Origin of the sequence: Zhenhengia sp., assembly GCF_046966505.1 — a bacterium.
GTDB classification, from domain to species: Bacteria; Bacillota; Clostridia; order Lachnospirales; family Cellulosilyticaceae; genus Zhenhengia; species Zhenhengia yiwuensis.
Genome location: NZ_JBKVCH010000017.1, coordinates 28,852 through 48,984, shown reverse-complemented (window position 1 = coordinate 48,984; position 20,133 = coordinate 28,852). Strand labels below are relative to the sequence as shown.

At 35.6% G+C, this 20,133-nt stretch carries 19 protein-coding genes; 17 read left to right on the top strand and 2 right to left on the bottom strand.

The features are described from left to right. Window positions 1-6 precede the first annotated feature (6 nt). The 4 genes from ACLTBU_RS15280 (at window position 7) to ACLTBU_RS15265 (ending at window position 4,575) form a co-directional block, all read left to right on the top strand. Entirely contained in the window at window positions 7-1,590 is a 1,584-nt protein-coding gene (locus tag ACLTBU_RS15280; RefSeq protein WP_177669211.1) for an NAD(P)/FAD-dependent oxidoreductase, read from the top strand. 23 nt (window positions 1,591-1,613) lie between these two features. After that, window positions 1,614-2,417: a histidinol-phosphatase HisJ family protein gene (locus ACLTBU_RS15275; RefSeq protein WP_249331253.1), complete on the top strand. Its 804-nt coding sequence runs from the start codon at window positions 1,614-1,616 to the stop codon at window positions 2,415-2,417. A 115-nt stretch (window positions 2,418-2,532) separates the two neighbouring features. After that, a complete protein-coding gene (gene hpt, locus ACLTBU_RS15270; protein WP_177669215.1) occupies window positions 2,533-3,072 on the top strand; it encodes a hypoxanthine phosphoribosyltransferase in 540 nt (179 codons plus the stop codon). Window positions 3,073-3,237: 165 nt separating this feature from the next. Next, window positions 3,238-4,575 (top strand): FAD-dependent oxidoreductase, encoded by a 1,338-nt coding sequence (locus ACLTBU_RS15265; RefSeq protein ID WP_249331254.1) that lies wholly within the window; start codon window positions 3,238-3,240, stop codon window positions 4,573-4,575. A 64-nt stretch (window positions 4,576-4,639) separates the two neighbouring features. Here the strand turns inward: ACLTBU_RS15265 and ACLTBU_RS15260 are convergent, their stop codons facing one another. Beyond that, entirely contained in the window at window positions 4,640-5,149 is a 510-nt protein-coding gene (locus ACLTBU_RS15260; RefSeq protein WP_337529327.1) for a hypothetical protein, read from the bottom strand. Window positions 5,150-5,162: 13 nt separating this feature from the next. Then, window positions 5,163-5,357, bottom strand: coding sequence for a hypothetical protein (locus tag ACLTBU_RS15255; protein WP_177669220.1), 195 nt, complete (start codon window positions 5,355-5,357; stop codon window positions 5,163-5,165). Between the two features lie 429 nt (window positions 5,358-5,786). On the opposite strand from ACLTBU_RS15255, the gene ACLTBU_RS15250 reads away from it, so the two are divergent. The 13 genes from ACLTBU_RS15250 (at window position 5,787) to ACLTBU_RS15190 (ending at window position 20,104) form a co-directional block, all read left to right on the top strand. Further along, the gene (locus ACLTBU_RS15250; RefSeq protein ID WP_177669222.1) at window positions 5,787-6,296 is read left to right on the top strand and encodes an SEC-C metal-binding domain-containing protein; all 510 of its coding nucleotides are present in this window, start codon (window positions 5,787-5,789) and stop codon (window positions 6,294-6,296) included. Between the two features lie 57 nt (window positions 6,297-6,353). Next, a complete protein-coding gene (locus ACLTBU_RS15245) occupies window positions 6,354-6,845 on the top strand; it encodes a hypothetical protein (RefSeq protein ID WP_337529319.1) in 492 nt (163 codons plus the stop codon). A 152-nt stretch (window positions 6,846-6,997) separates the two neighbouring features. Next, the gene (locus ACLTBU_RS15240; protein ID WP_177669226.1) at window positions 6,998-7,315 is read left to right on the top strand and encodes a hypothetical protein; all 318 of its coding nucleotides are present in this window, start codon (window positions 6,998-7,000) and stop codon (window positions 7,313-7,315) included. A 1-nt stretch (window position 7,316) separates the two neighbouring features. Further along, window positions 7,317-8,348 carry a V-type ATPase subunit gene (locus ACLTBU_RS15235; protein ID WP_337529316.1) on the top strand — a complete coding sequence of 344 codons (1,032 nt, stop codon included), beginning with the start codon at window positions 7,317-7,319 and terminating at the stop codon, window positions 8,346-8,348. Window positions 8,349-8,366: 18 nt separating this feature from the next. Next, window positions 8,367-10,343: a V-type ATP synthase subunit I gene (locus tag ACLTBU_RS15230; RefSeq protein WP_249331258.1), complete on the top strand. Its 1,977-nt coding sequence runs from the start codon at window positions 8,367-8,369 to the stop codon at window positions 10,341-10,343. Between the two features lie 14 nt (window positions 10,344-10,357). After that, window positions 10,358-10,795 carry an ATP synthase subunit C gene (locus ACLTBU_RS15225; protein WP_177669231.1) on the top strand — a complete coding sequence of 146 codons (438 nt, stop codon included), beginning with the start codon at window positions 10,358-10,360 and terminating at the stop codon, window positions 10,793-10,795. Window positions 10,796-10,815: 20 nt separating this feature from the next. Then, window positions 10,816-11,124: a V-type ATP synthase subunit F gene (locus ACLTBU_RS15220; RefSeq protein WP_249331259.1), complete on the top strand. Its 309-nt coding sequence runs from the start codon at window positions 10,816-10,818 to the stop codon at window positions 11,122-11,124. A gap of 10 nt (window positions 11,125-11,134) precedes the next feature. Further along, window positions 11,135-11,776 carry a V-type ATP synthase subunit E gene (locus ACLTBU_RS15215; protein WP_249331260.1) on the top strand — a complete coding sequence of 214 codons (642 nt, stop codon included), beginning with the start codon at window positions 11,135-11,137 and terminating at the stop codon, window positions 11,774-11,776. Next, complete coding sequence (locus ACLTBU_RS15210; protein WP_177669238.1) at window positions 11,769-13,538, top strand: V-type ATP synthase subunit A; 1,770 nt, start codon at window positions 11,769-11,771, stop codon at window positions 13,536-13,538. The genes ACLTBU_RS15215 and ACLTBU_RS15210 overlap by 8 nt, the downstream gene beginning before the upstream one ends. 19 nt (window positions 13,539-13,557) lie before the next feature. Beyond that, window positions 13,558-14,943 carry a V-type ATP synthase subunit B gene (locus ACLTBU_RS15205; RefSeq protein WP_249331261.1) on the top strand — a complete coding sequence of 462 codons (1,386 nt, stop codon included), beginning with the start codon at window positions 13,558-13,560 and terminating at the stop codon, window positions 14,941-14,943. 5 nt (window positions 14,944-14,948) lie between these two features. Beyond that, window positions 14,949-15,554, top strand: a complete 606-nt coding sequence (locus tag ACLTBU_RS15200) for a V-type ATP synthase subunit D (RefSeq protein WP_249331262.1) — start codon at window positions 14,949-14,951, stop codon at window positions 15,552-15,554. Window positions 15,555-16,028: 474 nt separating this feature from the next. After that, window positions 16,029-18,560 (top strand): SpoIID/LytB domain-containing protein, encoded by a 2,532-nt coding sequence (locus tag ACLTBU_RS15195; protein WP_412219782.1) that lies wholly within the window; start codon window positions 16,029-16,031, stop codon window positions 18,558-18,560. Window positions 18,561-18,958: 398 nt separating this feature from the next. Then, window positions 18,959-20,104 carry a glycerate kinase gene (locus ACLTBU_RS15190; protein ID WP_320650991.1) on the top strand — a complete coding sequence of 382 codons (1,146 nt, stop codon included), beginning with the start codon at window positions 18,959-18,961 and terminating at the stop codon, window positions 20,102-20,104. Window positions 20,105-20,133 lie beyond the last annotated feature (29 nt).

Genomic DNA, 20,133 nt, shown 5'->3' with positions numbered 1-20,133 from the left:
AACACCATGATTCGTGTTCAAGATATAGCACTTACCTTAGAAGAAGAGGAGAGTGCACTTCAAGGCAAGATTGCAAAGAAATTGCATATCCAGCCAAAAGATATTAAAAGTTATCGCATTTTTAAGAAAGCTATTGATGCCCGTAAGAAAAATGCTATTAAAATTGTTTATACAGTAGATATAGAAACAACAAAAGAGGCCCAGATTCTGCGTAAACATCCAGATTTTAAAACGCCAGATTTAACGTATTACTACCCTGAAATGGGTACAAAAGAGATGAAGCATCGCCCGGTTGTTGTAGGAAGTGGACCATGCGGTATGTTTGCAGCACTTATCTTAGCACAAATGGGTTATAAGCCAATTGTGTTAGAGCGCGGTAAAGATGTAGATGAGCGTGTTAAAGATATGGAAGCTTTCTGGAAGGATGGGGTGTTTAAGTCAGCTTCAAATGTACAGTTTGGTGAAGGGGGAGCAGGTACCTTCTCCGATGGAAAGCTAACGACACAGATTAAAAATGTACGTTGCCATAAAGTGCTTCAAGAATTTGCACGTTTTGGTGCACCAGAAGAAATCTGTTATAAAAATAAACCTCATATTGGAACAGATATTTTAAGAAGCGTAGTAAAAAATATTCGACATGAAATCGAGCGCTTAGGTGGTACTTATAGATTTGAAAGTCAACTTACAGGTTTTAAAGTAGAAGAGAATGAACTAAAGCAAATTGAAGTTAATCATGAGGAATGGATCGATGCAGATGTATGTATTCTAGCTTTGGGTCATAGTGCAAGAGATACGTTTAAACTTCTTCATGAGACTGGGCTTACTATGATTCAGAAGCCATTTGCTATGGGCATGCGTATAGAGCATCTACAAGAATGGATTAATGAATCTCAATATGGCGTGGCACATCATGATAAATTAGGTGCAGCAGAGTATAAGCTTGTTCACCATGCAAGTAATGGTCGTGCTGTTTATACATTCTGTATGTGCCCTGGAGGCTATGTTGTAGCTTCTGCTTCGGAAGATGGTGGGGTTGTAACAAATGGTATGAGTGAATATGCGCGTGATGCAGAAAATGCTAATAGTGCCCTTCTTGTGAATATTGGGCCAGCTGACTTTGGCAGTGATGACCCTCTTGCAGGTGTAGAGCTTCAAAGAAAACTTGAAAAGTTAGCTTATGAATTAGGAGGAAGGACTTATAAAGCACCGCTCCAGACAGTTGGTGATTTCTTAAGAGGAGAAACAACTACGAAGCTTGGCGCTGTTAAACCAACCTATGAACCAGGTGTAGTATTTAGCAATATGCGTAAGGAGCTTCCAAACTTTATGAGTGAAGCCATTGTAGAGGCATTAGGCATATTTGGTAAAAAGATTAAAAACTTTGACCATGAAGATGCTCTTCTTACAGGATTTGAAACAAGAAGTTCATCACCAGTTCGTATGCCTAGAAATGAAAATTATGAAGGAAGTATTAAAGGACTTTATCCAGCAGGAGAGGGTGCAGGTTATGCAGGGGGTATTACTTCAGCTGGTGTAGATGGTATTGAAGTAGCAGAAGCCATTATTAAAGTATATAAAAACTTTAACTAAGTACTAAAAGGGGGAGATTGACCATGTATAAAGCGGATTATCATATGCATACAGCTTTATCTATAGATTGTAACGCGAGTATAGAGAGTCAGATAGAGTCAGCTATTAAGAAAGGGTTTAGTGAGATTGCTATTACAGACCATTTTGAGTATGATTTTATACAGGATAAATGGGCACTTACTTTAGACTTACCCTCTTATATAGATACTATTAGGACTTATCAAGAAAAGTATAAAGAACGCATCTGTATTAAACGAGGTGTAGAGGTGGGCTTTGAAACACGTTATAAACAGGAGATAGAAGCCCTTCTTAAAGATAAAAATTTTGATTTTATTATTTGCTCGACACATAAATGTGACATGCAGGAATTGGCTCTTGGAGGATTTTTCATAGATAAAGAGCAAAAAGAAGCTTATACAACATACTTTGATCATGTCCTAGATACCCTTAGAAACTTTGATAACTTTGATGTGTATGGCCACTTAGACTATGTGAACCGTTATGGTAAATATACTGTCAAAGTCTTAACACCTATGGATTATAGGGAACAGATAGATGAAATCTTACAAATCCTTATTAGCAAAGGAAAAGGGCTAGAAGTTAATACTTCAGGTATACGTTATGGACTTGGTCACTTTAATCCTCAAATTCCAGTTTTAAGACGCTACTTAGAACTTGGTGGGGAAATCATTACTATTGGATCAGATAGTCATTGTAATGAACATGTAGGCTTCCTATGGGAGGAAGCTGCACGTATGCTTAAAAATATTGGATTTAAATATTATGCAACGTTTGAAAAGCGCAAACCTATTTTAAAGTTATTATAAAAGGACTTGCATAGAAAAGGTGAACGTTTTATTAAAAGTAGTAAAATATGTTTGAGTTTATTTCGTGTATTTGATATAATTCAGTTATGAATAGACATATATGAGGTGGACGAGGATGCAAAACGATATTGGTCGTGTATTATTATCAGAAGCAGAAATAGTAGCTAAAGTAAAAGAATTAGGTGATAAACTCACTGAAGAGTATAGAGGTAAGGAATTATTAGTAGTAGGTATATTAAAAGGATCTAATGTTTTTATGAGTGATTTAATTAGACAGATTAATATTCCACTTAAAATTGATTTTATGATGGTATCCAGCTATGGTAATGCTACAGAGTCTACAGGTGTTGTTAAAATTATTAAAGATATTGAACAAAGCATTAGTGGTAAACACTTATTAATTGTAGAAGATATTATTGATAGTGGTTTAACATTAAAATATTTAACAGAGATGCTTGAAACAAGAAAACCAGCAAGTATTAAACTTTGTACTTTATTAGACAAACCAGCAAGACGTAAAGAAAATGTGGATGTAGATTATGTAGGATTTGAAATGCCAGATGAATTCTTAGTAGGCTATGGTATTGATTATGCGGAGTACTATCGTAACTTACCTTACATTGGAGTACTTAAGCCAGAAGTATATGAAAAATAAATAAGAGATAAGATAAGGGAATGGAACGAATGAATTTTGTATCCATTCCTTTTATTTTTGTATCATATAAAAATTCTTTTAATAATAATTATTAATTGACTAAGTTTATTTAGAGGAGTATAATAAATTTATAACAAAGTGAAACGCACAAGGAGGAATTTAGGTATGAAAGTTATTGTAATTGGATGTACACATGCTGGTACAGCAGCTATTGTAAATACGAAATCACTCTATAAGGATGCAGAGGTAACGGTTTATGAAAAGAATGATAATATTTCATTCTTATCATGTGGAATTGCTTTACATGTAGCGGATGTAGTAAAAGATCCTAAAGGACTTTTCTATAATTCTCCAGAAGGTTTAAAAGAGCTTGGTGTTGTAACTAAAATGGAACATGAAGTTACACAAGTTGATATAAAAAATAAATGCGTAGAAGTTAAAGATTTAAATACAGGAGAAGTATTTAAAGATACTTATGATAAATTAATTATTACATTAGGTTCATGGCCTATTGTACCACCATTTGAAGGTATTGAACTTGAAAACATTGTACTTTCTAAAAACTACAACCATTCACAAGCTATTATTGAAAAAGCTAAACAAGCTAAAAATATTGTTGTAATTGGTGCTGGTTACATTGGAGTAGAACTGGCAGAAGCATTTGAGATGCTCGGCAAAAACACAACACTTGTTGATGCAGAAGAACGTATTATGAACAAATACTTAGATGCACCATTCACAGCAAAAGCAGAAGAAGCTTTTAAAGAACATGGTGTAAACATTGCAACAGGTGAAAAAGTAGTACGCTTTGAAGGAACAGAAGGTAAAGTAAGTAAAGTTATAACAGACAAAAATACTTATGAAGCTGACCTTGTAGTACTTTGTATCGGATTTAAACCAAATACAAGTCTTGTGCAAGGACAATTAGATATGTTACCAAATGGTGCAATCATTATTGATGAATATATGAGAACAAGTGAGCCTGATGTATTTGCAGCTGGAGACTGCTGTGTTGTAACTTATAATCCAGCAGGGGATACACGTTATATTCCACTTGCAACAAATGCAGTGCGTATGGGTATGCTTGTTGCAAGAAACTTAGTAGAACCACAACTTAAATATATGGGTACACAAGGTACATCAGGTATTAAAATTTATGATTACAACATTGCTTCAACAGGTATGACAGAAGAAGTTGCAAAATCAACAACAAACTATGATGTAGCATCTATTGTGTTCACAGATAACTATAGACCAGAATTCATGCCAACTTATGAAGAAGCTATGGTTAAACTTGTATATGATAAAAAATCACACCGTATTTTAGGTGGACAAATTTTATCTAAACATGATTTGACACAATTTATGAATACTTTATCAGTAGTTATTCAAAATAATATGACAATAGAAGAACTTGCAATGACAGATTTCTTCTTCCAACCACACTTTAATAAACCTTGGAGTTTATTAAACTTAGTAGCTATTAAAGCAATGGAACAATAAAATAATAAAGTAATAAAAGGAGAGGGGCTGTTGCTTATGCGACAGCCCCTTTAAACTCATCCTATTAACAAATTTCTCTAATTTGAGTGATTTGATCAGTATTAATAATCACGATTTTACCTGAACCAACTACCATAGCACGTACGCATCTTCCTTGCACATCTAAAATACATACAGTGCCACATTTAGAGCCGATAGCGATACGAACTTTTTTGCCAATCATGCAGCGTAACATTTGTTCAAAACTATTGCCACAGCATGGAGAAGAACAAGATTTACAGCAATGACTCATACTATGCCCACGCCTATCTGAACATGGTATAAATACATTTTCACAATCACGGCAGCAATCATCACAATCACAGCATCTATCGCAGTCACAATCACAACAGCAATCAGAGCAAGGTCTTCTTATAGGTCTACAAGGTGTAAATAGATTTTCTTCTTCACAGCAGCAATTATGGCGTGGACGAGGACGTCTGCGTTCACATTCACAGCAATGGCCACAGCGATCTTCTAGAAAATCATTAACGTCATTTAAGCATTCTATAATTTTTGGTCTACAGTTACCCATCCTAAAGGCCTCCTTAACAATTACATTCCTCAATGAAATCAATATGATCTAGGTTAAAGATTCTAATGTTACCAGAGCGAACATCGATGACTTTGACATAGCAAGGTGTAATATCACAGATCAGAACGTTAAAGCGGTGGCACCCTGTATGAATAATAGCTTTATGGCCGACTAAATTGCATAAATGATCAGAATAACAACATGACATAAGCATTCCTCCTATAAGCAAAGTAGGGAATTTTTTATTCTATTTCTACAAATTCCCTAATGTAGTCTATGATACAAAGAGACATAATGTGACATATTAATTGTTTAATTTATTCCAAAATATGAAACTGATGTTAGGATATTTCTGCAAGTTTTGTGATTTTAACTTATGGTATAATCTGTATAGAGCTTAAAGGGCATAGAGGAGATAAAAAGATGTGTTCATAATTTTTTAAAATAACCCTTTCGGCATAACACTTGAAAACTTATAGGAAAGTATGCTATTGTTATAATTATATCTCTTTAGAAAATAGGGAGTAGTAAAAAGGTAAGAAGTAATGTATAATGTATGTGTTAAAAAAGTGTATCCAGTACAGTGGAAGATAAATAGTAAACATACGCTAAAAGAAGAAAAGGAGAGTTATTGATTATGACATTATTTAAACAATGGGACAATTATGGTGAAGATGCAAAAGCTCGTTCAACAGAAGAATACAAAAAAGTTGTTGAAAGATACCTTACTATGGAAAGAAACGTATACAGCGAACTTCTTTCAAACGTTAATGAAGTAGTAGAAGGAACAGTTGCTGAACTTGCAACACGTTTTGCTATGACAGAAGTAGAATTCGTAGGATTTGTAGATGGAATTAACGAAAGTCTTAAAGCTGGTGCATATGATTTAGATACATTAACATCAGAATCAGTAGTAAAATTAGACTTCGATCTTAAAAAATTATACTGGAACATGTTAGATGCTCAAGCTGATTGGCTTTACAACTTACCACAATGGGATGAGCTTCTTTCAAAAGAAGAACGTCAAGCTATTAAAAACGACTACAAAAAATCAAAAACAGTTGTTATTGGTAAAAAAATCGGTCGTAACGACGCATGTCCATGTGGAAGCGGCAAAAAATACAAACAATGTTGTATAAACAAATAATAACTGCTCATTGAGCAGTTATTTTTTTAAACAAAGTTCGTAAAAGGGGTGAATCAAATGGAAATCATATGGTCTTATGTACTTATTGCAATCATTACACTTGTACTTATTACAATCAGAATGCTCAATAACAAGATTGTAAACGACTTTCTGAAAGAGCATGAAACAGCAGAAAAATATGTTATCTTCAAAAAAGACTTTTTCTTTACAGTAGCAAAAATTTGTGTAGTCTGCACAATTCTTATTAATGGACTTACGCTTTATGGGCATCAGAGAATGAATATACAAAGTATTGTACTGACAGTTCTCATTATTGGTATGTGTCTTATAAGCTGTATGAGTTTTGTAGCAGTAGACGAAAATAAAGCTTTTAATATAGCTGGTTATTTAGTTGAAGAAGATGCTATCAAAGATATCCAAATTAAAGAACATAAAAATAGATTAAGTTGTAAGGTTTTGTTCAAAGAAGAAATAAATGGGTATCAAGGTATGGAATTTTGTATTTTTGGTCAAAAAAGAGAAGCATTTATTAATAAAGTTGAACAATAATTCACGAAATAGGTCATATAAGTGGCCTATTTTTTTTATAAAAAATACACTTTCTTTTTTTTTAGATAGTGGTAAAATAGATGGAGTAATCTTAAATGAACCATAGTTCATAAAAATCTATGACGAGAAGAGACAGTTAGGAGATGAGAGGCATGGAGGAGATTATTAAAGAAATTGTGAAGATTGATTCAAACGCAATGGAAAATAAGAAACAGCAAGAAAATAGGATCAATGAACGCAAGGCATATTATGAAGCTCAAATTGCTGCCTATGAAAAAGAGCGAATAGAAGATGCAAAGGAAAAAGCAGAAAAGGCCTATCAAGATATTATTGCAGCAGCTAATGAGCAGTATAAATTTGAGGAAGAAAGAGCCAAAAAACAAGTGCTTCTTATCGAAAATAAGTATCTGCAGGTAGAAGGCCCTTTATTAGACACTGTATTTAAACAATTATTTACAATGGAGGCGTAGTATGAATGCTTATGCTTCTTATAATGCCATCAATAGTAAACTACATACCAGGAAAAAAACTTTATTAACAAGAGAAGACTGGAATAAAGTATTAAATTATACGACAGTTGCTCAGTTTACAGAATTTCTTAAGAAACGTTACGGCTATAGCGTACATCTTGAACAAAGCAAAATTGAAGATGTGCATAGAGGTGAATTAGAAGTTATTTTAAAACGTTATGTAGTTTATGAGATTGAAAAGATGATTCATTACTTTTCAGGGCCTTACAAAGATTTTATTAAGACTCTCCTGTTGCAATATGATATTTATGACCTGCAGCTTATTTTAAGAGCTATTGCAAGAGAGGAAAATATTAATGATCTTCAAAGACACTTTGTTCATTCCAGTCATAATACAAAAGTAGCTTATGATAAACTTATTGCAAGCGGTAATGTAGCGCAGTTTGTAGAAGGACTTAAAGGAACTGTTTTTTATGAAGATTTAAAGACTATGACGCAAGAAGATGTGATGAAAAGAGAGTTTCATATGGAAATGAAGCTTCACATTCTTTATTACAAGCTGTTGATGAAAAAGGCTAAAAAACTTACACCATCTGATTACGAAGTTGTAAAGAAAATCATAGGACTTAAAATAGATTGTCTTAATATCCAATGGATTTATCGTGCAACGAAATACTATGATATTTCAAGAGAAGAGATTATGGTGTATAGCTTACCTGGTGGAAATATTTCTTATAATAGCCTTAAAAAGCTTGTATATGCTAAGTCTTTTAACGAATTTGAGAGGAAAGTAGAAAAGTACTTAGGTGCTGATGTTTTTAACAGACAAGGGGATACTCTTTTAGAGAAATGTATGGATACTATTATTTATAAATCCATTCATAAAGTGAATGAAGAGAATTCTATCGCTTTACCACTTCGATACATCTTTGTACTTCAAATAGAGATAGAGGACTTAATTGCAGTAACAGAAGGGATTAGATATGGACTTGATCAAGATGAGATAAAGAAGTATCTAGTCTATACACTTTGATGAGGGGAGGAGTAGCAGATGGCTATTGAAAAAATGGTCTTGCTTAATCTAGTGGGGTCGCTAGATGATGAGCATGCAATATTAGAAGAATTAGTATTAAGCGAAAATATCCATTTGAATTTAGAGCACAACGATGTTTATGATAACCACTATATGGTACATCAATATGAATCGATGATGCCACAGGATGCTTTTCCTATTATTGAAAACTATGCCCAAATGGAAGCTGAGTACCACGGCATGTTAGAGGCTGTAGAGGCTATAGGAAAAGGAATGGGTATTACACCTAAAATTGATAAAGTTAATGTAGGAAGAAAATATCTTTTGAAGGAAGCTAAGGAAGATTTACTTCAGTTGAAAAGTGAAATCGGTGAGCCTATTACAAGGATTAATGAAAATAAAGAATTGATTAATAAGCTTACTGTTTTTAGGAAGAAAGCTGCTTGTATTAAATCACAATGGTGCAATTTTAAGGATTTATATGAATTAAACTATTTTGATTTTCAAATAGGGATGCTTTCTTATGATAACAAAATTCAAATTAAGAAAAACTATGAAAATATTAGTGCTATTGTACTTAAAGTAGGAGATATACCTGACTCAAGAGAGGATATTTACCTCATTGTTTACCCTAAACAGTTTAAAGATGAGACAAAGAGATTGTTGAAATCTCTGAACTGGGTAGATTTAGGCATTCCAGATGACTTAATTGACATGCCAGGTAACCTCGTAGCAGCAACAGATGATAAGATTGATAAAATACATAAAGAGGTAGCTGAACTAGAAAAAATAGTACTTACAAATTTAGAAAAGAAAACCTTTATACTGAACAAGATTTATACACGTGTAAAGCTTGAACAGAAAATACTTAGCATTAAAGAGGAGATTGTGCATGGCAATAATCTGTTTGTACTGAATGCATGGGTAGCTAAAAAAGACAGAAGGCGCATAGAGGAAAAAATAGGAGATATTACAGATAAATTTGTTGTTATTGTAAAAGATGCTAGTGAATTAGATAAGAAGATTATTCCACCTACGCAGCTTAAGAATAATTGTATCTTTAAGCCTTTTGAAACTATTGTAAAACTCTATGGACTTCCTTCTTATTATGAGATTGATCCAACCCCATTTTTAGGCATTACTTTCATGCTTATGTTTGGAATTATGTTTGGCGATATTGGGCAGGGACTGGTGTACTTCTTAGCAGGGGTAATGCTGTATAAGAAAAGTGAAGTGGCCGGTGGTGTACTAACAAGACTTGGTCTTAGCTCTATAGTCTTTGGATTTGTTTATGGAAGTTTATTTGGGCTCGAACATGAGCAGCTCCCTTGGTTACCACATATTGTAGGAAGCCCACTATCAACTGTTAATATTATGCCTGTGCTTATTGCAGGGGTTGTATTTGGGATAGCTGTTTTATCTGTTTCTTATATCATAGGGATTATTAATGCCCTAAGACGTGGTGATATAGAGGCAGGCGTATTTGGTAAAAACGGTATTGCCGGCTATATATTCTTTATGGGCTTTGTAGGTACACTTGTATCTTTAGTTCAAATTATACAGGTACCAATCTGGGTACCACTTGGTATTATGGTCCTTATGTTAGGTGTCATGATTTTAAGAGAGCCTTTAACCAATATGGTGACAGGAAACAGACCTTATATTCATGGAGAAGTATCTTCTTACTTTATTGAAAGTGCCTTTGAAGGTGTAGAAACTATTTTAGGAGCTTTAAGTAATGGGATTTCTTTCATTCGTGTAGGGGCCTTTGCACTGAACCATGCTGGACTTTTTATGGCCTTTTTAGTTATGTCTGAGATGACAGATAGTCTTTTATTAAAAATAATTATTTTATTACTCGGTAACATTTTAATTTTAACGCTAGAAGGCTTAGTTGTATTTATTCAAGGGCTAAGACTTCAGTATTATGAAATGTTTAGCAAATACTTTAGTGGGGATGGCCATGCCTATGCCCCAATCAAAATTGAACAATAAAGGAGATATTCAAAATGGAAATGATGATGGTAGTTTTAGCAGCAATTATTGCAGTAGGTACAGTATTTTATGGAGTACGTATGATGAAAGAGAAGAGACAAGGAAATGTTAAAAAAGCTGTCTTTACTTCTGTATCTATTTTTGGTCTTGCAGTAGTAGGGATGTTTGCCTTTATGTTATTACCAAGCCCACTTTTTGCAGCAGAAGCAACAGGTACTGCAGCAGCTTCAGTAACTTCAATTGGTGATGGATTTAAATATATTGCAGCAGCTCTTAGTACAGGTCTTGCTACAATGGGTACAGGTAAAGCTGTAGGTGCTGTAGGTTCATCTGCTATTGGTGCTGTATCAGAAGATGCTTCTATTTTAGGTAAAACACTTATTTTCGTAGGTATGGCTGAAGGTATTGCAATCTACGGTATGATTATTTCTATCTTAATTCTTTTTGTATAAGACAGAAAAGAGCTGGTAGTATGAAGTCCTTTTTAATCAGTGATAACCGTGATACCTGGGTAGGCATGCGCCTAGCAGGTATTAACGGCATCATTATTCATGAAAAAGATGAGCTTTTAGAAGCGCTAAATGCAGCAAGAAAAGATGAAGAAATCGGTCTTATTATTATGACTGAGAAAATTGTAGATTTAGCAAAAGATGAAATCATGGAATTTAAGTTAAAAGTAGCAAGGCCTCTTATTATCGAGATTCCAGATAGACATGGAACGATGCGCAGTGAAAATGCCATTACGAATTATATAAGAGAATCAGTCGGCATTCGTATATGAGGTGAAAACAATGGTAACGATAGAACAAAAATTATCCTTATTCTCAAAGCTTTTACAACAGGATATTAAAACCGAAATCGGTGAAAAGATAGAGGCCATGGAAAAAGAATATGAAGTAATCATGGCAGAGCAGAAACGTAAAGTAGATAAAGATGCAGATGACATTATTGAACATGCAAGAAAAAAAGCTGAAATAAAAAGACTTGAACTTATTAGTAAAGCCAAGATGAAAACGAAAAAAGAAAGCATGATCGCAAAAGAAAAATACATAGGTGTATTCATTGAACATCTTAAAGTGCGTATTATGGCATTTAAAGAAACCCCTAGTTATAAAGAGTATTTAGAGCGTATGATTGGAACACTAGAACACCTTGCAGCGTATGATACAGATTTTATCGTTTATATGACAGTAAAGGATTTAGAAAAATATGGTGAGTACGTACTTGATCAAATTGCACTTGGTGGTATTGCAAAAGAGAGATTGCATCTAGAAACAAAAGATGAAAGTATGATAGGTGGATTAATTTTAGATAGTCCTAAGAAAAATCTTAGAATTGATTTATCTATTTATACAGTCATAGAAGATCATAAAGATGAAATTGTAGAGCAGCTCTTTAATGCAATTGGAGAGGTTGGTGGGCTAGATGAGTAATCAGACTGGAATTGTAGAACTCATTAACGGACCAGTTGTTAAAGGAAGTAATATGCAAAGCTTTAAAGTTAATGAGATGGTTACAGTAGGTAGACAAAAACTTATTGGAGAAGTTGTATCTCTTGAAAAAGATAAAGCGACTATTCAGGTTTTTGAAGAAACAGAAGGACTTATGGCAGGAGAAGAGGTCTATCAAACAGGGGCTCCTCTTTCCCTAACTCTTGGGCCAGGAATGCTTGGGAATATGTTTGATGGGATTCAAAGACCGCTTAAGCAGATTGAAAAGATCTCTAAAAACTTTATTCCAGAAGGGATAGGACTTATTTCTATTGATCCAACAGCACCTTGGGAGGTAAATATAGTTGCTAAGGAAGGCGATTACCTTATGCCAGGAAGTGTATATGCCACAGTGCAGGAGACACTTAGTATTAACCATAAAATTATGGTACCTCCGGATATGAAGGGGAAAGTTGTATCTGTTAAACCAAATGGGATCTATACTTTAAATGACACTATCGTACAAATAGAACTTGAAGATGGTACCGTTCATAATCTTACTTTAGCCCAAAAATGGCCAGTTAGAAAACCAAGGCCTATTCAAAAAAGAATTCCTATTTATAAACCACTTATAACAGGGCAACGTGTTATTGATAGCTTCTTCCCAGTAGCAAAAGGTGGTACAGTAGGACTTCCAGGTGGCTTCGGTACAGGTAAAACTGTTACACAACATCAGCTTGCTAAATGGTGTGATGCAGATATTATTGTTTATATTGGATGTGGAGAACGTGGTAATGAGATGACCAACGTACTTGAAGAATTCCCAGCCCTTATTGACCCACGTACTAACCGTCCTCTTATGGAAAGAACAATCCTTATTGCTAATACATCTAACATGCCTGTTGCAGCGCGTGAAGCAAGTATTTATACAGGGATTACAATGGCAGAGTACTTTAGAGATATGGGTTATGACGTAGCGATTATGGCAGACTCTACTTCTAGATGGGCAGAAGCCCTTCGTGAAATTTCAGGGCGTCTTGAAGAGATGCCAGCAGAAGAAGGATATCCAGCTTATCTGCCATCACGCCTAGCACAATTCTATGAACGTGCAGGTTGTGCCCTTACACTTAATAATGAAGAAGCCTCTGTTACAATTATTGGTGCAGTATCACCAGCAGGTGGAGACTTCTCAGAACCTGTTACAGAGAATACAAAACGTTTCGTAAGTGCCTTCCTAGCACTTGATAAAAAGTTAGCTTATGCAAGACACTACCCAGCTATTAACTACTTAACTAGCTATAGCGGCTATGTGACGATGCTAGATGACTGGTACCGTGATAACGTATCACCAGATATGCTTAAGCTTCGTGCTAAGATGATTCGTCTTCTTCAAGAAGAAGAAAAGCTGAATGAAATTGTACAGTTAGTAGGAGAAGATGTCCTTCCAAATGACCAGCATCTTGTACTTGAGATTGCAAGAACCATTAAAAAAGGCTTCCTTCAACAAAATGCGTTGCATAAAGATGATACGTATGTATCACTTGAAAAACAATACAAAATGCTTTGTGTCATTGACACCCTCTATACAAGTGCACTGAAATGTGTGAAAAAAGGTATCCCGCTTTCTACTATTAGAAAACAACGTGTATTTGATGATGTCATCAAGATGAAGTATGACGTACCAAATGATCAGATTTATCTTTTAGATGAACTGAGCAAGAAAATCGTAGACACCTATCAAAACCTAAGGGAAAAATATGAATAACAAGTAGAGGATGGTCAAAATGAGAAAAGAATACTTAAAATTAGAACGTGTAGATGGACCACTCATTGTTCTTTCAGATATACAAGATGTTGCCTATGGTGAAATCGTAACCATTAAAGTAGATGGTGGTAAGGATATGCGCAAAGGCAAAGTCATCAAAATTGAAGGTGATGAGGTTGTTATCCAGGTATTTGAAGGAACAGCAGGTATATCTACAGAAAATGCATCTGTTAAATTTACAGGTAAGCCACTTGAAATTCCTCTTTCTAAAGAAATTCTTGGAAGATCCTTTAATGGGGTAGGGGAGCCTATAGATGGAGCTTATCAAATTGTTTCAAACTTAAGAGCTAATACAAATGGGAGACCTATTAACCCTGTAGCACGTAAATATCCAAAGAACTTTATTCAAACAGGGATTTCTTCTATAGATTGCCTTATGACACTTATTCGTGGGCAGAAGCTTCCGATTTTTTCTGGTAATGGTATTGCCCATAATGAGCTTGCTGTACAGATCGTTAAGCAGGCTAAAATTGAAGGGGCTAACAGTGACAACTTTGCCGTAGTTTTTGGGGCAATGGGGGTACGTCATGATGATGCTAGCTACTTTATACGTAGTTTTGAGTCAGCTGGTGTACTTGACCACGTTGTTATGTACCTAAATATGGCAGATGACCCTATCGTAGAGAGAATTTCTACACCAAGATGTGCCCTCACAGCAGCAGAGTATTTAGCTTTTGAGCACAATATGCACGTACTGGTTATTTTAACGGATATGACAAGTTACGCTGAGGCTTTACGTGAAATTTCCTCAACTCGTGAGGAAGTACCATCACGTAAAGGTTATCCAGGTTACCTCTATAGTGACTTATCCACTATTTATGAACGTGCTGGTATGTTAGAAGATAGAGAAGGTTCTATTACCTTAATCCCAATTCTAACTATGCCAAATGATGATATTACACATCCAATACCTGACCTTACAGGTTTCATTACAGAAGGCCAGATTGTACTAAGCCGTGAATTAAATCAAAAAAATATTTATCCACCTATTGCCATTCTCCCATCTCTTTCACGTCTTATGAAAGATGGTATAGGAGAGGAGTATACAAGAGAAGATCATGCAGACCTTTCTAACCAGATCTTTTCTGCTTACTCTAAGGTACAGGATATCCGTGCTTTATCACAGATTATTGGTGAGGATGACTTAAGTGATGTAGATAAATTATATTTACAATTTGGACGTGAATTTGAAGAACGTTTTATCTCACAAAAACCTACAGAGAACCGATCTATAGAAGAAACACTGGATTTAGGTTGGAAAATCCTTTCTATTTTACCAGCTAATGAACTGGACCGTATGCCACCAGAAATGATTAAGAAATACTATAAAGCGCATAAGGAGTAAACTTTATGTCTGTATTAGTAGCACCTACCAAGTCCAATTTAATGAAGGCAAAGTCTTCACTTGACTTATCACAAAAAGGGTATGAACTTCTGGATAAAAAACGTAATGTACTGATTCGTGAGATGATGGTTCTTGTAGAGAAGGCCAAAAGCATTCAGGCAGAAATCTATGATATTATTGAAGATGCCTATAGAGCACTTCAAACGGTTAATATCACAATGGGGATTACACAGGTAGAAGACATTGCAAGAGGAATTCCTAAGGATGAGAACTTTGATATCCTTCTTAAAAGTGTTATGGGTGTCGATATTCCTATGGTGAAGTACGAAGAGCAGTCTGTTTTTCCAACTTACGGTTTTCACAATACGAATCCTGCCTTAGACCTAGCTGCAGAGCAGTTTAGAAAAGTACGTTATAAAGTGTATGAGCTTGCTGAAATTGAAAATTCAATTTTTAAATTAGCAAAAGAAATAGAAAAGACACAAAAACGTACCAATGCACTTGGACATATTCAAATTCCAAAGTATAAAGAGCAGGTCAAATATATTGAAGAAGTTCTAGAAGAGAAAGAGCGTGAAGATTTCTTTAGACTTAAGAAAATAAAGAAATAAGGGAATAAAGGAACTTTATATAGGTACTTGCAAAAACCTGCGAAAGTGATATAATAAAAATAACTTAAGAAACAAACTCCTGTAATGTTCGATACCCTGTTATTTTGAACCTACAATTCACGTTCGGGAGACGAAAATTACTCTATTGAGCTAATGTTAGGCCGCAAGCTAATTCCCTTTGGGCAGCGGAAAACAGGACTTAAATAGATAGTCACCCACCTAGCTTAGCTAGGGCGTCAAAATCTCAGGAACGGCATTTTGGGACAATGTTGAATGTTAGGCACTAGCTTATGGCTAGTGCTTTTTTGTTTGTCCAATTTTAATTCCTGTAGTTATTGAATTGAGATTATTACTATTGCAAAGGTGTACAAGGCGATAGTCTTATTTTTGAATCCGTGAAATAGTTATTTTTTTAGCTCCTTCTGAATATATATAGTACAAGCATGGGCTATAGAATTGAGGAGGAGGAGCAGTATGGAAAGGTACGATAGAGATTACGGGCGTAGCAGAAACTATAGAAGTAACAACAGGGGAAGAACGAGAGGAAGAAATAGAGGCTATAACAGCCGACGTACAAATCAGTCAGGTGGAGGCGGTTTTACTTTCATTATGCTACTTTTAATGATTGTAGCAGGTGCCTATTTTCTGAGTGGTGAGGAAGGTAAAGATACTTTTAATGAGTGGATTGGTAAGGCAAAGGTAGCTGTAAGTGAATTTATAACACCTACCGAGGAGGTAGCGGCAACACCACTTCCAAGTGATATGACGCCTTGTACAAAGGCTAATATTGCTAAAATCGTAGCTTATACTTTCTTAGAAGGCGAAACCATTGAAGACACAACTGGTGAGGACAAGTTGTGGTACAGCAAATACTATGAGTATCTTAAGAAAGACCCTAAATTTGCTTCTTTTGATGAAGCAGAAGCAATGGAGGTTATGACGTATAATGAAGCAAAGCAGTTTTTCTCTGATTTACTAGGTGATGGTGTAGGTGTAGAGGTGGCATCAGATAGAGAAGTAGGAAATGAGCCGCTCACTTTAAAAGAATTTCTAAAAGGTTTTGAACAGGCACTTGAACATGCCGGTAAAAAAGACTTATTAAAATATGAAGAGCTGAGTATTTTAGCGACTACAAGTACCCATGAGGCTGTAGGGCCTTGGCAGGTGCTTACAGATAAAGGGGTCTATGGTTTTGAAGGGTTGATTTTAGATCCTTTTATAGGTTATACCCTTCAAGCTGTTGTAAAAGGGGATGAAATACTAGGTATTGTAGATACATTAAGTTTAGAGGGCAAGATAGGAGAATGCTACATAGAGTCTGTAGGATCTGGTCAGGCTACTGTAAAGGTAGGAGACTATACTTTGACTTATGACAATCAAGTGGTAACAGAAAATGAAGTAGGCAAAATTTGTAATGTTGTCTTACAAGACCATGCTATTGTAAGATGTGAAATGGTTAAAGAAGATGATACAGATACACTTTTACGTATGACAGAGAGCTATGTAGAGTTTGAAAAGGGAGGATGCCTCCCTTTTGCTCAGTTAGCAGTTTACGATGGAACAGGCCAAGATTTTTATAAAAATACAAGCCAACTTTTTTCAGGAATAAAGGTTACTTATACTATGCAGGATGGTATGGTGCAGACTATTAAAGTCGTAGATGATCATCTCGCTAATAGTATTAGAGTACTCATTTCAGAAGATGGTATAGGTACTTATAGCCATGACCAAGTTATAGTAGGCAGTGATGCGGATTATACCCTTATTTATGGAGATCAAGTGAAAGGCTTTTTGGCAGGGCAAGTTTTTAATGCAGATGAGTTTGCCTGGGAAATAGGGAAAAATAAAGTAACGCTTATTGCCAGTGAAGAGAAAAGCTTAGAAATGCAGGGTATTACAAGGCAGGATCAACATCCTCTTTATAAGGGACAACTTGAGATTTATAAGGAAGAAGAAGGGTATACAGTCGTTAATAGTTTAAATTTAGAAGATTATCTAGCAGCAGTTATTCCGAGTGAAATGCCTACAGATTATGGTTTAGAAGCTGTAAAAGCTCAGGCTATTGCGGCAAGGAGTTTTGCAAAGTCACATCAGAAATCTAACAAGTATATAAAATATGGTGCACAACTAGATGATACAGTCTCTACACAAGTTTATAATAATGTACCTGCTAATGCTATTTCCTATGAGGCAGCTAAGTCTACGGAAGGTGAGGTTATGGTGTTTAATGACCGGATTATTAGTGGGAATTTCTTCTCTACCTCCTGCGGTTATACAGCCAATCATGGAGAGACATGGGCAGTGGGAGAAATCTTTCCGAACAGTACACCTAGTTATTTAGTAGCAAGGCAGCAGTATATAGGTGAAAGAGCTGTGAATGATATGACAGACGAAAAAGAAGCCTATAAATTCCTGACCAAATCTGCAAAGGAAATAGATGCTTTTGATAAAGATTCACCTTGGTTTAGATGGCAACTTACCTTAGATGCAGCGGAACTTGAACATGTTGTGAATTCTAATCTTTATAATTTAACTACACATTATGCCAATATGGTGAAAGTTAAAGATGGCGATAAATGGGTCATTGGAGAAATCAACAATATGGGTAAGGTGAAAGATATTCAGATTACAAAACGCGGTGAAGGCGGCAACATTATGGAGCTTATTGTAGTAGGAGAAGAGTGTACCATTAAAGTAGGTACAGAATATCTTATTAGGATGCTCTTTGCACCAATTCAGAAAGATAGTACCAAAGATCCTATTGTCATTGTAAGACAAGATGGCAGTGAAATTCAGAATATGGCCCTCCTACCAAGTGCCTTCTTCAGCCCAGATATTCGTTACGATGATAAAGGCTTAATCAGTAAGGTAACCTTCTACGGTGGTGGCTACGGACACGGCGTAGGTATGAGCCAGAATGGTGCCAAAGGCATGGCAAGTCGTGGTTATACCTGTAAAGAGATATTACGACATTACTATAGTGGGGTAGAGATTAAGAAGATGTAGAAAAGTTAAGTGGCAATTGAATTTTATCTGACTTTAGGTGGTACCACGGACGTATAGAGTTCGCCCTAAGCATATGTATAGATGCTTAGGGCATTTTTTATTTCATATTTTTAGAACCTAAAGGAGAATAAAAGATATAATTTTAAAGTCTAAGAATAACCTAAGTTTGCTTCCAGCGGATGAGTGGCTATTAGAGCGAATCAAGCAAACGATGACAGGGAAAAGAGCTTGTGGATTTTTGTTTTTGTAAGGAGGGCTTCATTAAGCTTGAAAGATGGGTATATACTATAAGTGAAGATAGTATAAGAGTATAAGTATAGAGTTATGGGTACAAATACAAGCATGATGAAGTTTATGAAAAGCATTATATAATAGAAATATAAGAAGGGGTGTAGGAGATGAAAATAGTTGTAGCAATGGATTCACTCAAAGGAAGTCTGACTTCTATTGAAGCAGGTGAAGCGATTCGAAAGGGGATTTTAAATGTAGATGCATCAGCCAATGTGGTGGTGAAGCCTTTAGCAGATGGGGGGGAAGGAACAACCGAGGCACTAGTAAGTGGAATGGGGGGCGTACTATGCACACAGCGGGTTACAGGGCCTATTGGACTAGCGGTAGAAGCTACATATGGAATCCTACCGGATCAAAATATGGCAGTTATAGAAATGGCACAGGCAGCAGGTCTTCCTAGTGTGCCAAAAGAAAAACGTAATCCACTTTATACAACCACTTATGGTGTTGGAGAAATGATTAAAGCTTGTATAGAAAAAGGATGTAGAAAATTTATAGTAGGTATTGGTGGCAGTGCGACCAATGATGGGGGGATTGGCATGCTTAAGGCATTAGGGTATCGATTTCTAGATAGTAAGGGACAAGATGTTGGAGAAGGTGGTCAGGTCCTTGAAAGGGTACATCACATTGATGGAACCAATGTTTTAGCAGAGCTTAAAGTGTGTGAATTCCAAGTTGCTTGTGATGTAAATAATCCTTTATATGGCCCCAATGGAGCAGCTTTCATTTATGGCCCACAAAAAGGGGCAACGCCAGAAATTGTAGCGCGTTTAGATGCGGGACTTAAGCATTTTGCTAAAGTAACAAGTGATTTTTTAGGTGAGGACTTCTCACAAGTAAAAGGGGCAGGCGCAGCAGGTGGGTTAGGCTTTGGTTTTATGGCCTTTTTAGGCGGAAAGTTGGAATCCGGTATACAAATCATCTTAAAGGAAACCCAGTTAGAAGAAGCTATAAAGGATGCAGACCTTGTTATAACAGGAGAAGGTAGGCTTGATAATCAAACAGCTATGGGAAAGGCACCTATAGGTGTTGCAAAATTAGCTAAAAAATATAACTTACCTGTAATAGGACTGGCAGGTGCTCTTGCACAAGAAGCGAAGAAATGTAATGAAGAAGGTATAGATGCCTATTTTTCTATTATAAATAGTGCTATGAGTTTAGAAGAAGCTATGAATAGGGAAAATGCTTTAAAGAATATGACGCAGACAACCGAGCAGATTTTTAGGTTGGTTAGTATCTGCAAGAGAGGATAATAAGAGACTAAGAATATCAGGAGCATCTA